Origin of the sequence: Pseudophaeobacter sp. C1-32P7, from assembly GCF_041008775.1 — a bacterium.
GTDB classification, from domain to species: domain Bacteria; phylum Pseudomonadota; class Alphaproteobacteria; order Rhodobacterales; family Rhodobacteraceae; genus Phycobacter; species Phycobacter gallaeciensis_A.
This window is the reverse complement of record NZ_JAXGFR010000038.1, coordinates 1-12434: the sequence shown is the minus strand read 5'-3', so window position 1 is coordinate 12434 and position 12434 is coordinate 1. Positions and strand designations below refer to the sequence as shown.

The following is a 12434-nucleotide window of genomic DNA, read 5'->3' as shown; positions in this document are numbered from 1 at the left end:
CGTCAGCGATCTCGCAGATGTATTTGCCGTCTCGCGGCCTACGATCTACCGCACCCTCCAACGCACCGAGAGTGCCAATTAGCGTGCAAATATCAGTGCCATTTATCGTGAAGAGTCACAGGATGCTCGACCAGCTCCGTGATGGCGATGTGGTGATTGTTTGGAAGCTCGACCGTCTGTCGCGGTCGCTCAAAGACCTTCTGTCCATCATGGAGAAGATCGACGCGGCGGGTGCCGGCTTTCGGTCCCTGACTGAATCCATCGACACGACGACGCCGGCAGGGCGCATGATGATGCAAATGGTCGGCGTCTTCGCCGAGTTTGAGCGCGAGATGATCCGGGAGCGCACGCGGGCTGGACTGGAACGCGCCCGTAAGAAAGGACGCCACCCAGGACGCAAGCCAAAGCTGTCGGACGATCAGCGCCGGGAAATCCGCGACCTGGTGCGATCCGGCAAGCGCACCGAGGCAGAGGCCGCGCGCCTGTTCAATGTCCATCGCTCTACGATCAGCCGTGTCATGCGGGAGGCGTCACCCGATGCAGCAGCTTGAGATGTTTCCCGAGGACATCCGCATCGAGCGCGTGGACCACGATGCCAATATGTATCGCTTCTACCGGCTACGCTTGATGCCTGACCTGTTTGGCGGCGTGTCTCTCTTGCGCGAGTGGGGCCGCATCGGCACCCAGGGGCGGCACCGGGTCGACTGTTTCGAGGATGCAGGCCGTGCCGCCGACGCGATGGTGGCGCTCTATCGGGCGAAGCAGAAGCGGGGTTATCAGCTCGCAGGGTGATGGCCAGCCCCCTACCCTATCAGCGGTGATTTTTCGCATGGAAAGGGGTCATTGGCGCATTGGGCTTGACCGGCGGCTTTGTCACCGCGTTGTGTAAGCTCAGCCAGGGTGCAGCGAGTGGCCGGTCTTGCCCATTGCGACGTGAGCCAACGCCTTACTGGCCTTCGCCGTTCGAGCCTATTTCCTCTATTCTGCGTCGAAGGCGCGCCCTCGACGCTGCAAGCTCTTCTTGGGTCAATTCCGGTCTGGGTTTCAGGCATTGGAGACGCGCCACAACAAGGGGCTCTGCATCCTCGTGTGCGCATTGCAGTTCTTCCGCGATGCTTGAAATGAAAGCGTGGCGGTTAAGCTCCGCGCTCTGTAGCCCGCCCAAGGTGCGCTGGAGAAAGATGAACGCGGATGCGATGTCCTGATACCCCAACGCAGCAGCCTTTTCGAACTGTCGTGCATCGAGCTGGCCATCAAGGGCATCGAGTGCTTTGCGCAGATCACCGACCGCTTGGGCGATACCAACGACTTCGGCCATGACCGCTTGATCGACATTTCCAAGCTCACCTGCCCTTGCGCCCAGAACGCGGTCAGCGTCGGTCATATCCACCAACGCCCCCTACCCTGCTGCGCGATCCAGAACCTCTTCGGCCCACTGGTTCAGGCTCTTACCGGAAAGCTCGGCTGCAAGCGCGGCCTTGCGATGCACTTCGGGATCGACACGGAACATAACCTGGCCGGAAAAGGCCTTTTGCGGTTCCTTGCCGACCTTTGCGCAGGTTTCGATGTAATCTTCGACCGCTTCGTGAAAGGCATCCCGCAAAGCTTCAACCGTGTCCGCGTGAAAGCCGACACCATCGCGGATACCGGCGAGGCGTCCGGTAAAGATTCCATCATCGTCGTCATACTCGATGCGGGCCGTATAGCCTTTATAGGTCATGGAATTGGTCATGGTGTAACTCCGATCCGTTCCAAGAACGCGCGGGCGGCGCGAACTTGGTACCGTTTGGCTTCCTTGGCGGGGTGTGGACGATGAAATGTCTCGACCTCGCCATCCTTTTCGAACCGCACCCGCGAGCCGCGTCCTTCGATCACCTGTGCGCCAGCGGCGACAAGCAAACGCTCGATTGCCGACCATTCGACAGTGCCGGACACCGGGTCTGTGAAGACAACGGCCAGGGTCTTGCGGTGTTTGCTGTTCATCAGGTCATATAGCAAGTGCTAGCAAAAAATGCAAGCATACTTCATTCTCAGTATAGGGGCAGGATGTCATCCATCATCAAGAACTGTAGAGTTCCCACATCTGTTCGATCAGTTGGCCTTGGGTGATTCCAAGTTTTTCCGCTTCGGCCGCGATAGCCTCCCCTACTTTCGGAAAAACCTTCGGGTGCAACTGGTGGGTGCGAGGACTGGGTTTGCGGCCAGGCTTCTTGCGAGGGGTGCGATCAAGGAACCCCCTAGCCTCTCCAACGTCATCCACACGCCGGACTTCTTCAGCGCTTGTCTCTTTCGGGCGTGCCGTCAGGCCCGCAAGCCTATTTGAGCCGTTCATAAACAGCCTCCGCGAAGCTCTGGGCGTTCGCCAAGGCCTTATCGACCTTGCCGCCCGTTCTCAGTTCCGTGTCGTTCATCATCGCAGTCAGATCGCCGCCATAGGCAAATATTTCCGAGAAGGCTGCGCGAGCGACCAGCGACGGTTCGATCACGTCAATCCCTGCCCCGCTCAGTTGTTCTTCCAACTCTTTCTGGACACGGCTTTTCACCGCTGCACTCGTTTTCGTCAGCACAACAGCGTGGCGAATATCACGGCCGAGCGCGTCCTCCTCTTCGCGGACGAGAGCCAAGGCTTCGGAGCCAATCTCTGCATCCAGCGCGGTAGCCTGCATCGGAACAATGACCAGATCGGCCTGAGAGATGGCGCGGCTCACAAGTTGTGATGCAATACCTTCGAGGTCCACGATCACGATCTTCCCGTCCCCGTCTGCCGCACGAATTGACGGGACGATCTCCGAACGGCCGATATCGCTTAGCAGGGAAACTCCTTTCGGCATCCCGTGGGACGCCCATCGGCTCAGAGATTTGTTCGGGTCACAATCCAGCACTGTGACATCCGCCCCCATGCGCGCGAATTCGGAAGCGAGAAGCACGGCACAGGTGGACTTACCAACGCCCCCCTTGGGGCTTGCCATGACGATAACGGGCATTGCTCAAACCTGCCTATTGTTGTTCTTACCGGTTTTATACCCCTTACCGGTTTAGTTTCCAATACCGGATTTTATTCCTTTACCGGATATATTTCTCTTACCGGTTATTTTTATATAACCGGTTTTACCTCTACGGCCGACCACGCTTTTCAAACCACTTGCGGCAGAACCCGACGAAGGCCCGATCCGCGTTGCGAGGCGGTTCAACGATCCAGCCCCGCCACTCCTGTTCCAGATGATACACGTCCCACCCAGGCGCAGCTTGACGCGCCAATTCATAGGTTTCGGCTTTCAGGGACGACACGCGGCCCTCAATCAGCGAGGGACCGGTCATCGTGCCGCGATTGTGGAAGATGACCATATCGGCTTCTTCATCGAATGTGACGCGATAGTCGGGCAGATGATCGTGACGGGCCAGCTCCTTGATCATCTGTCTGAACCGCTTTTCAGGGCTCTGGGAACCAGACTTGAGCAGCAGCTTGGCGAGTGTGATGCGCCAGCTCTTCTGCTGGCCGCAATGCTTGCGGGCCAGCTCATACACGCGCCGCTCGATTGGCTTGCGCAGGCGGAAGTAATCCCGATGTAGCGTCAGAACCTCTTCGTTGCGGATCGCATTGAACACCCAGCCGGAAAGCTGGACCTCGCACCAGAGAAGGCGGCCGTCCATGCCATGTTTCCGGCGGATCGAGGAGGCGTCTATCAAACCGAAACCGTCGATCTGTTCTTCATCTCCAGTTACGATGTTGGTCCGTATCCGCGTTCCTTCGAGACGGTCGAGCGCATCGAGGAGGGACTGGTACTCCCGACCGCTCGTGCCACGGTTCGCGAAGATCAGCAGCTCGCGTGAGTTGATACGGACACGCGGCGAAACCTGTTCGCCCTTCTTCAGTTTCGCCATGATCTGACTGATGCAGTAGATCAGGATATCCTTGTCGTAGATCGTTGCGAGGCCCTTGACGCTTGGCGTGATCTCCAGCCAGTTCTCGCCGTTCCTGTATCGCTTCACCGAGGTTTCGGGCTTCTTCGACAGCGAATAGAAGGGATGCTCCATGTGCTGCATCACGTCCTTCAGCACCGCGTCGGCAACGTCGCAGATGAACAGATCATGCTGCGGATGACGATCCGGGAGGAGGGGGGCAAGATTCGTGTTTTCAGTTACCATGCGGCGACATTCGTGTTTTCAGTTACCGCTGTCAAGATTCGTGTTTTCAGTTACCGAAAGCAGGATTTCAGTTACCGGGATTCGTGTTATTAGTTACCAGCACACTCGCTAGAATTCTGATATACAAGGATAAAACGACCTTATCTTGGCGCGTAACACAGAATCTAACACATATTAACACCCAGCTTCGCGGACTCAGCCGACCCGTTCTCAGTGTCCTGGCAAGAAAACGCCCCTCACCTTTGCAGGGGAAGGGCGCTCGGAGACATCTCCGTTCACGGCCATCGGCGTCCCCGCCTGTACCGCGAGACCATCCTACCATGATATCTTTGTTCCACAAATATCCCGGAGGTGAATGCCCCTGAAGGGGCAGAGGAGGCAGAGCCTCCTGGCCGCCTGCGGCGGCCGAGATGCTTAGAAAAGGGCAAAGCGGCAGATCGGGCACTACGCCTTACTGTTAGTAGAACACGCAGGCATTGACGCCGGTGGAGGTCGCCGTCCACGTAGCCCCAATCAGAGCGCATGTGGTGGGGTTGCTGGCCAAGAAACGCGGAAGCGTCACCGTCAGGGCCACGGCCAAAACGATACCGCCCAGACCGACCCATGGAAGCCAGTGCCTGTCGCGCTGCTGTTTTTCGCGAAGGTCAGCAATCAAGCGCAGCGTGTTCGAATGGGCCGTCGTGGTTTCCTGAAACGATGCGTTTGACCTTTCAGCCCCGCTCAACAGCGTTCCAGCCGCCTTGTTCAAACGATTGAGGCTGTCGGCAATCCGGCCATCGACGGTCTGGCCGATCAGCTCGCCATAATGTGCCGGGTCAGTTTGCTCCTGCGCTTTTGTGGCAGCGTGACGCGCCTCATTGGCCAGTGTTGTTCCCTTGTTGATGGCCCTGGTCTGTTCCTCCACCTGATCAGACAGCGTGAGCGTCAGCTTTATGAGACGCTCCAGCGTTTCGGGCAGCTCGTCGTCGTGCGGGGCAGGGGAGGGGGTGTCGGTCATGGCGGATCATCCTTTCCAGGTCACTGGTCCTGCGGGACGAACAGCCCCTTGAACTCGGGGTCGGCGTAGTAGCGCAGCTTTTGGGCCAGGGCAGACGGCTGACCCTGGACGCGCAGGAACTGCACGTTGGAGGGCATCTGCATGATTTCATCAGGGGTCAGCAGATCGCGGCCCGTGAGGTTGTTGGAGAAGCTGGGATTGTCGCCCGGCTTGTAGCTGTCGGTCTGGAACCCGGTGGTTTCCTGGCCGATCATCTGGCTCAGCCACTTGGCTGTCTCGAAATCATTCACGCCGAAGACCTGTTGCACCCCGGCATTGGCGATGAAGGTGCCCGCCCGTTCGCCGTAGAGGTCCCTGAGCTGGCTCATGTCCTGCAAGATGGGCCAGAGTTGCAGCCCATAGCCCGCCATCAGCCCCATAGCGCGCTCCACGGCCTCCAGACGGCCCAGGGCAGCAAATTCATCGAGGAGGAACAGCGCAGGCCCCAACGTGGGGTTCGAGGCCTTCTGGCGCTGAGAAGCCCCCTGAGCGCCATTCTGGGCCGCTACGGGCTTCTGAGACGCTGCCAGTGTCGCTGACACCTCAGCGTCCCGTGCGATGTCCTGGAGGGCCTGAGACACCAGAAGGCGCAGCCAGCGGCTGTAGGCATCCATGCGGTTGGGGGGCAGCACCAGAAAGACGGAGGTGATCCGGTGGCGAAGGTCCGAGAAGTGGAAGTCCGAGCGTGACAGCACTTTGGCAATGCGCGGGCTGTCCAGAAAGTGCGTGTGGCGCTGCGCGTTGGACAGGACCGAGGCGGCTTCGCGATCTGCCTTGCCGAGAAACCGATTGGCGGCGCGGGCAATCAGCCCGCCCGCCGCATCGCTGTCCTGCATCAGCTCCAGCAGGGCGCGCAGCTTTTCCGGGGGCAGGGTGAGATATTCCCGGACGGTGGCAAGCGTGCGGCGCTCGCGATCCTCGTGGCAGACGCAGAACATGATCAGCCCGCCGAGGATGGCCTTGGCCTCTTCGTTCCAATGCGCTTCCGTGACCTGTCCCGGCGGGTCCATCACCAGCGCCTCCGTCAGGGAGGCGGCATCCTCGCCCAGATCGAGGCTGTCCGGTGTGAGACGGTCGAGCGGGTTGTAGGCGGCAGAGGGCATCCCGCTAACCTCAAACGGATCGAGGACATGGACCGTTCCGAACCGCCGCCGGGCTTCCCCGGCGATCCGAGCATTCTCGCCTTTGGGGTCGATGACCAGGACCGAGCGCTCCACCGCCAGCAGGTTCGGGATCACGGTGCCGACACCTTTCCCGGCCCGCGTCGGGGCCAGGGTGATCAGATGGGCGGGACCGTCATAGCGCAGAAGCCGCCCCGTGCCCGGATTGCGCCCGATCAGCAGGCCGTCACTGTGCTGGAGCTTCTTCAGCTCCTTGCGGTTGGCGAAGCGGGCCGAGCCGTGGCTGTCGCCGGACAGCCCGAAGTAGGCATCGGCCCCGGAGGACTTGCGCCAGTACTGGAACCCGAAGACTGCGCCGATGAGGACAGGCGGCGCGATGATGACCCATTCCCAGGCAGAGTGACCAAGCGGAGGTCCGAAAGCTGTCATGGCCACGACGCCTCCGATGATGAACCCAATCATCGCACCGAACAGGACAGCGCCGATCATCCAGCCCAACAGGATGGGGGTGAAGATCAGCCGACCGACGAACCGGAACAGTCCGTCAAAGAGGCGGATCACGCCCCGCATCAGGACGGCGTTTCCGGGTCAGAACTGGATGGGGCAGGGGAGGGGGCATCCCAATCCGCGAAGGCCTTGCGATCCTGTTCACGGGCGAGGTTGCGCACGAGCCGGTCGAGCATGGCGGCAGCACCGGAATCCCGCTCCGCCAGATCGAGGAGCGCGCCACCCAGGATCACCTTTCGCCTGGTATCGAGTTTGCGCTGTCGAGTGGCTTCCCGGTTCTTCAGCGCCTGAAGACGGGCTTTGGCCTGGGCATATCGTTTCTCGGCGCGTTCGAGTTCCGTCTCTGCCATATCGCGTGAATCCATTTTTAGATTTGCGGGTGGAGAAGTTTGACTTTCAACCTCAGATGGTAGAGCTTACCCGTAGGCCTGTAAAGGACAAGGGCGCACTTATGCAAACTCTTCACCTGCGGTTCCGAGATTTGCGTGCGATCTCTTCGGGGCGAAGCCCCAGCCGATGGCAGACCCCTTCGATGCGACGCGCATCGAAATGGGAGACGGCATCGCCTCTCCCAAACCCTCTCCGACCAACCTTGGCGGTTGGATCGCGTCCCGCATCACGACACCCTGACGGCATCCGGTGCCCCGTGGTCGGGGCTGGATTGCCGGGGGTGACGCGCTTGCGGGCTGCGCGGATCGTCGGACCTGTCGGTGCCGATCATTGCTGGGTTTGCCGGTGGCAAACCGCCAGTGAACTGTCCCCATATCCCGCCCCCCATGAGGCTGGGGATCTGGGGGCAGCTCACTGGCAAGCCCGCGCCTCAGAGGACCAGAGGTCCACTTCGGGCGGGCTGTCTTTTCCCCTCCGGCTCCAGCGGTGCGAACGCGCACTGCGGTGTCAGCGGGCACCCCGGTCCGGGGCACGGGCCTGCGGGGAAAAGACCGTTGCGCAACTCTCCGACGGCCCCGGAACACGATGTTCCGAAGCCGTCGGCTTTCGCCCAACAGGGAGGTCGAACCCTGCCCCGGCCACGAGGGTGACAGGGCAGACTCCAACCTCATCATGCGCTGACGCCCCGGCTTTTGTCACGGGCCAAGAGCCGGTCGGCATGGGTATGCCCGGCGTCTCGCATCGGCAGCGTTTGCGTCTCCGTCGAGGGGCACGCTGATGGCCAGCTACCACCTCTCCGTGAAGACGATCAAACGCAGCGCCGGACGCACCGCGACGGCGGCGGCGGCCTACCGCGTCGGCGAGCGCATCGAGTGCCAGCGCGAAGGTCGCATCCACGACTACACCCGCAAGCAGGGCATCGAGGAGACGTTCATCGTCGCCCCCGAGGATGCGCCCGAATGGGCCACGGATCGGTCCAGGCTCTGGAACGAAGCCGAGGCCAGCGAGACCCGCCGCAACTCCGTCACCGCCCGCGAATGGGAGCTGGCCCTGCCGTCCGAGATCAGCGCCGAGGATCGCTCGCACATCACCCGCCAGTTTGCCGAGGAGCTGGTCAGCCGCTACGGCGTGGCCGTCGATGTGGCGATCCACGCCCCGCACCGCGAGGGCGATCAGCGCAACCATCACGCCCATGTTCTGACCTCCACCCGCAAGCTGGAAGCCGAGGGGTTCACGGTCAAGACGCGGGTGCTCGATTCCGCGAAGACCGGCGGCGTCGAGATCGAGCAGATGCGCGGTGTCTGGGCCGAGCTGCAGAACCGCGCATTGGAGCGCGTCGGAGAGGCCGAGCGGGTTGATCACCGGTCCTTGGAGAAGCAGCGCGAGGCGGCCCAGGAACGTGGCGACACCCTGTCCGCCGAGGCGTTGGACCGCGACCCGGAGCTGAAGCTGGGGCCAGCGGCGAATTCGATGGAGCGACGGGCGAAGGCGATGGCCGAGCGCGAGGGCCGGGAATACGTGCCCGTCACGGAGCGCGGGGCCGTGGTCCATGCGGCCCGCCAGGCCCGTGCCGCGTTCCGCGAGATGCGCGAGCGACTGGAGTTGGCGCGGGAGACCTATGGCACGGCCCGCGAGGAGGGGCAGGGGCGTGTGTCCGCCGGTTTGGCGGCACTCCGGGCAGCGACATCGAAAGAACGCGGGCCGCGCGCATCGAACGATATCCGGGAGCGATTGGCGCGGATCACTGGGCGGGACGGTCCAGGTCGGGAAGAACCGGAACGCGGTGGGCAGAGTGACGAAGAACCGAAGCGTTCTGTGCAGGAGCGGTTGCGGGAAGCGCTGGACAAGGATCAAGGGGCCGGGCGGGATGCAGGTGCGGAGGAGGGCGAGAAGCCGTCGATCCGTGAGCGGCTGGACGATGTGTTAAATAAACCGCGTGAGAGGCTGGAGATCGAGGATGAACCGGAGAGGGATCGGGAGATCGAGAACGAACGCGAGATTGATCGAGAAATCGACCGTGACCCGGGCCTCAGTCACTGACCTGCCGCCATCTTCGACAGGATCGAGGCGGTGTGTTTCGACGCCTCCGGGACGCTGGGAGAGATGAGGTTCATCTTTTTCGCCTTGGCCAAAGAGCGATGGGAAAGCTAACGAGATGATGCGGCCGCAAGGAATCCTCTGGATCATCGGCGATAAGTTCCATATCACGTCCACATGCAGACATACCCCGCCATTTGTTTTGTAAAAATCGGACTCGCCGTATTGCTATCGGCGAATCTGATTTTCGGTATCGCAAAAGCTGATACCCATCAGGCAGGCGTGGGTGAAACAATCTTTGAAAACACTGTTCTAGCCACCGATCACGCTGATCGTGATCAGGCTGCTCAGGAGCAAGGGGCGCGCGAAAGCGATGACGCGGCCCATGGTCCCGGTGATTGCCATATCCATGTCATCGTATTGAAAGAGGCAAAGTTGACCTGCGACCGGTCGTTGGTCGACAGTTCTCGACAGTGGGGTGACGTCCCTGTGATCCTTGCCTCTGTCCAGGGTTATTACCGTCCTCCGCGAGGGTGATTTAACCTTTCTGTGATCGAGATGTCGCAAATCCTGTCATGGCACAGGACTTTGTAGGATTATTTGACAATATGGCCGACCGTTGAAATAGCGAACTTCGTTCGAGGCCGTTTCAACGGATAAAATCCGGGAGCAAAATTTCATCAGGTGACCTGAATGGGTTTTGGAATCCTTCCCGTCCTGGAGTGCAATTATGAGACTGAAAACGATGTTCCTGGTTTCGCTGGCGATAGTCGCATTGGCCTTGGCCACGACCATGACAAGCCGTGCGGAAAAACCACTGGTGATCAGTGGCGCGGCTGCGGCGGAGCCGCATGATGATGCCGATCATGCCGGTGAAAGTGCAGATGCCCATGGTACCGACGATCACGCAGACGAAAGTGCGGATGCCCACAGTGATGACGGCCACGCAGATGAAAGAGCCGACGCCCACGGTGATGACGATCATGCCGGTGAAAGAGCCGACGCCCACGGTGATGACGATCATGCCGGTGAAAGTGCCGATGCTCACGGTGACGACGATCATTCAGATGAAGGCGGTAGCGATATTGTCAAATTGACAGGTGAGGTCGCGCAGGAGGCCGGGATCGTGCTTGAGCAAGCTGAACTGGACGCCTTGGGCGAGTCTCTCAGCCTGCCGGCAGAAGTTCGCTTTGATGCAGACCGGATGGCCAATGTATCGCCAAGGGTGAGCGGTGTTATTGATCGCATCTTTGCGGGTGAAGGTGATACAGTCGAGTATGGAGACAGACTCGCATTGATTTCCAGCCGCGATCTGGCCACGCTGAAGGCTCAATGGGTCACTGCGGAAACAAGGAAATCACTGGCGGCGCAGGCATTGGAACGTGCGGAGGGCCTGTGGTCCAAAAAAATAACTTCCGAGGCGACGGTCCAGGCAGCCCGTGCCGAGCATGAAGCGGCAAAAGCCGAGAGCGAAGCGGCAGAAACGGAGCTGCATGCGGTCGGCATCGATCACGCGGCACTCGAGAAGATTGCCACGGCCGAAGATGGCAACAATGCGAATGCCTATCTGACTGCACCGCTCTCCGGAACGGTGATACGACGCGCGGTCACGCTGGGGGGAACCGTGACAGCCGGCGATTCCAGCGCCGAGGCACTGTTCACGATTGTCGATGACAGTGTGCTTTGGGTTGATATCGCGGTGTACAAACAGGACATCAGCCGCGTCCGCATCGGAGCGCCGGTTGCCCTGAAATCGGACGATGACGATATCATCACACAATCTACGGTGGCATTTGTATTGCCGGTCATTGATGAGGTTTCCCGCACGGCGACGGCGCGTGTGATCGTGGATAACAGGGACAAGGCCCTGACCCCCGGGCAGTTCGTGATCGCAGATCTCAGCGTTGGCAATGCCAGGGAAGTGCTGCGCGTCCCGCAATCCGCCGTGCAACTGGTAGAGGGGCGCTCGTCCGTCTTTGTCCCGGTGGACGGCGGTTTCGCACCGCGCCCCGTCATGATCGGCACAACGGCTGGCGGCTATATCGAAATCCGCACCGGGCTGGAGGAAGGCGACCTGTTTGTCTCTGACGGTGCCTTCACACTCAAAGCCCAGCTTGAAAAAGACGCTTTTGGCGACGGACACGGACATTAGGATAGCTGATCATGACCGATTTTATGCACCGCATCGCCGGCGGATGGCTTTTGGCCGCCATCGCGGCTTTTGCGATGACGATTGGCGGGCTTTTTGCGTTTCGCGCCTTGCCTGTCGATGCCTTTCCGGATGTGACGCCATCGCTGGTCCAGGTCTTCACCGAAACCGAGGGGCTCGCACCGGAAGAGGTTGAACGCTATGTGACCTACCCCATCGAAACGGCAATGTCGGGTCTGCCGAAACTCAAGAACATGCGCTCGGTCTCGAATTTTGGACTGTCGGTGGTAAACATCTATTTCGAGGACGGCACGGATGTCTATTTCGCCCGCCAGGTGGTGGGTGAGCGGCTTGCCGAGGCGCGTGGCAACATCCCCGAGGGATTTGGCGACCCGCAAATGGGGCCGATATCGACCGGGCTTGGCATTATCCTGTATTTCCGTCTGGAAGACCAAACCGGCGAACGCGACCTTGTCGAGATGCGTGAAATCCAGGACTGGATCATCAAATACCAGTTGCAAACCGTTCCGGGTGTCACGGAAGTATTGTCCCTCGGCGGCTACGAAAAACAGTATCAGGTCAGGCTCGATCCCGATGCGTTGCTCGCCTATGATATCCAGATTGCCGATGTGATCAGCGCGCTGGGGCGTGGAAACAAGACAGAAGGCGCGCAATTTCTCGAAATAGGGTCCGAACAATACACGGTACGCGGGGTCGGGCTTGCCCGAACGATCGAAGACCTCGCTGAGATTGTCGTTACCGTTGAACACGGACGCACCGTGCGTGTGCGCGACCTTGGCCATATCACCGTGGGCGGGGGTGTCCGTCAGGGACTTGCAACCGCAAACGGCGAGGGGGAGGTCGTTGCGGGTCTGGTTTTGAAGCTCTATGGCACCAATACATCCGATGTGATCGCACGGGTGCAGCAGCGCTTTCAGGAAATCAACGCCAGCCTGCCGGAGGGCGTGCAGGCAGTCCCCTACTACGATCAGGGGACACTGGTAAACAAGGCGGCCGCAACTGTGACCACGGCATTGTGGCAGGGCGC

The 12434-nt window shown here is 60.4% G+C and carries 14 protein-coding genes; 6 read left to right on the top strand and 8 right to left on the bottom strand.

The features are described 5' to 3' along the window. Positions 1-122: 122 nt before the first annotated feature. Positions 123-551, top strand: a complete 429-nt coding sequence (locus tag SM763_RS23155) for a recombinase family protein (RefSeq protein ID WP_348672364.1) — start codon at positions 123-125, stop codon at positions 549-551. Next, on the top strand, positions 538-792 hold the full coding sequence (locus SM763_RS23150) for a WGR domain-containing protein (RefSeq protein ID WP_348672365.1): 255 nt from the start codon (positions 538-540) through the stop codon (positions 790-792). Before SM763_RS23155 ends, SM763_RS23150 begins: the two co-directional genes overlap by 14 nt. 154 nt (positions 793-946) lie before the next feature. Here the strand turns inward: SM763_RS23150 and SM763_RS23145 are convergent, their stop codons facing one another. The 8 genes from SM763_RS23145 to SM763_RS23110 form a co-directional block, all read right to left on the bottom strand. Continuing rightward, complete coding sequence (locus tag SM763_RS23145) at positions 947-1390, bottom strand: hypothetical protein (protein WP_368999906.1); 444 nt, start codon at positions 1388-1390, stop codon at positions 947-949. 9 nt (positions 1391-1399) lie between these two features. Next, positions 1400-1732, bottom strand: coding sequence for a type II toxin-antitoxin system HicB family antitoxin (locus tag SM763_RS23140; protein ID WP_080458688.1), 333 nt, complete (start codon positions 1730-1732; stop codon positions 1400-1402). Then, positions 1729-1983, bottom strand: coding sequence for a type II toxin-antitoxin system HicA family toxin (locus SM763_RS23135; protein ID WP_067629831.1), 255 nt, complete (start codon positions 1981-1983; stop codon positions 1729-1731). The genes SM763_RS23140 and SM763_RS23135 overlap by 4 nt, the downstream gene beginning before the upstream one ends. Before the next feature lie 332 nt (positions 1984-2315). Further along, the gene (locus tag SM763_RS23130; RefSeq protein ID WP_368999905.1) at positions 2316-2984 is read right to left on the bottom strand and encodes a ParA family protein; all 669 of its coding nucleotides are present in this window, start codon (positions 2982-2984) and stop codon (positions 2316-2318) included. A 130-nt stretch (positions 2985-3114) separates the two neighbouring features. Then, positions 3115-4146, bottom strand: coding sequence for a replication initiator protein A (locus SM763_RS23125; protein ID WP_348764094.1), 1032 nt, complete (start codon positions 4144-4146; stop codon positions 3115-3117). A gap of 457 nt (positions 4147-4603) precedes the next feature. Beyond that, entirely contained in the window at positions 4604-5143 is a 540-nt protein-coding gene (locus tag SM763_RS23120; protein WP_348764093.1) for a hypothetical protein, read from the bottom strand. 20 nt (positions 5144-5163) lie between these two features. Beyond that, positions 5164-6873, bottom strand: coding sequence for a type IV secretory system conjugative DNA transfer family protein (locus SM763_RS23115; RefSeq protein WP_368999904.1), 1710 nt, complete (start codon positions 6871-6873; stop codon positions 5164-5166). After that, positions 6873-7160, bottom strand: a complete 288-nt coding sequence (locus SM763_RS23110; RefSeq protein WP_108817035.1) for a mobilization protein — start codon at positions 7158-7160, stop codon at positions 6873-6875. The genes SM763_RS23115 and SM763_RS23110 overlap by 1 nt, the downstream gene beginning before the upstream one ends. An 817-nt stretch (positions 7161-7977) precedes the next feature. Between SM763_RS23110 and mobQ the strand changes: the two genes are divergently transcribed. The 4 genes from mobQ to SM763_RS23090 all read left to right on the top strand — a co-directional run. Then, complete coding sequence (gene mobQ / locus SM763_RS23105; RefSeq protein WP_252929393.1) at positions 7978-9240, top strand: MobQ family relaxase; 1263 nt, start codon at positions 7978-7980, stop codon at positions 9238-9240. A 174-nt stretch (positions 9241-9414) separates the two neighbouring features. Then, positions 9415-9774, top strand: a complete 360-nt coding sequence (locus tag SM763_RS23100) for a hypothetical protein (RefSeq protein ID WP_252929395.1) — start codon at positions 9415-9417, stop codon at positions 9772-9774. A gap of 193 nt (positions 9775-9967) precedes the next feature. Then, on the top strand, positions 9968-11389 hold the full coding sequence (locus SM763_RS23095; RefSeq protein ID WP_368999903.1) for an efflux RND transporter periplasmic adaptor subunit: 1422 nt from the start codon (positions 9968-9970) through the stop codon (positions 11387-11389). A gap of 11 nt (positions 11390-11400) precedes the next feature. Further along, the coding region (locus tag SM763_RS23090) for an efflux RND transporter permease subunit (RefSeq protein WP_368999902.1) at positions 11401-12434 on the top strand (1034 nt) is incomplete at its 3' end.

What these genes read in the sequence shown, in the direction of transcription:
- SM763_RS23150 (WP_348672365.1), top strand. Translation starts at nt 538, where the DNA reads ATGCAGCAGCTTGAGATGTTTCCCGAGGACATCCGCATCGAGCGCGTG.
- SM763_RS23115 (WP_368999904.1), bottom strand. Translation starts at nt 6,873, where the DNA reads ATGCGGGGCGTGATCCGCCTCTTTGACGGACTGTTCCGGTTCGTCGGT.
- SM763_RS23110 (WP_108817035.1), bottom strand. Translation starts at nt 7,160, where the DNA reads ATGGCAGAGACGGAACTCGAACGCGCCGAGAAACGATATGCCCAGGCC.
- SM763_RS23100 (WP_252929395.1), top strand. Translation starts at nt 9,415, where the DNA reads ATGCAGACATACCCCGCCATTTGTTTTGTAAAAATCGGACTCGCCGTA.
- SM763_RS23130 (WP_368999905.1), bottom strand. Translation starts at nt 2,984, where the DNA reads ATGCCCGTTATCGTCATGGCAAGCCCCAAGGGGGGCGTTGGTAAGTCC.
- mobQ (WP_252929393.1), top strand. Translation starts at nt 7,978, where the DNA reads ATGGCCAGCTACCACCTCTCCGTGAAGACGATCAAACGCAGCGCCGGA.
- SM763_RS23135 (WP_067629831.1), bottom strand. Translation starts at nt 1,983, where the DNA reads ATGAACAGCAAACACCGCAAGACCCTGGCCGTTGTCTTCACAGACCCG.
- SM763_RS23125 (WP_348764094.1), bottom strand. Translation starts at nt 4,146, where the DNA reads ATGGTAACTGAAAACACGAATCTTGCCCCCCTCCTCCCGGATCGTCAT.
- SM763_RS23120 (WP_348764093.1), bottom strand. Translation starts at nt 5,143, where the DNA reads ATGACCGACACCCCCTCCCCTGCCCCGCACGACGACGAGCTGCCCGAA.
- SM763_RS23095 (WP_368999903.1), top strand. Translation starts at nt 9,968, where the DNA reads ATGAGACTGAAAACGATGTTCCTGGTTTCGCTGGCGATAGTCGCATTG.
- SM763_RS23155 (WP_348672364.1), top strand. Translation starts at nt 123, where the DNA reads ATGCTCGACCAGCTCCGTGATGGCGATGTGGTGATTGTTTGGAAGCTC.
- SM763_RS23140 (WP_080458688.1), bottom strand. Translation starts at nt 1,732, where the DNA reads ATGACCAATTCCATGACCTATAAAGGCTATACGGCCCGCATCGAGTAT.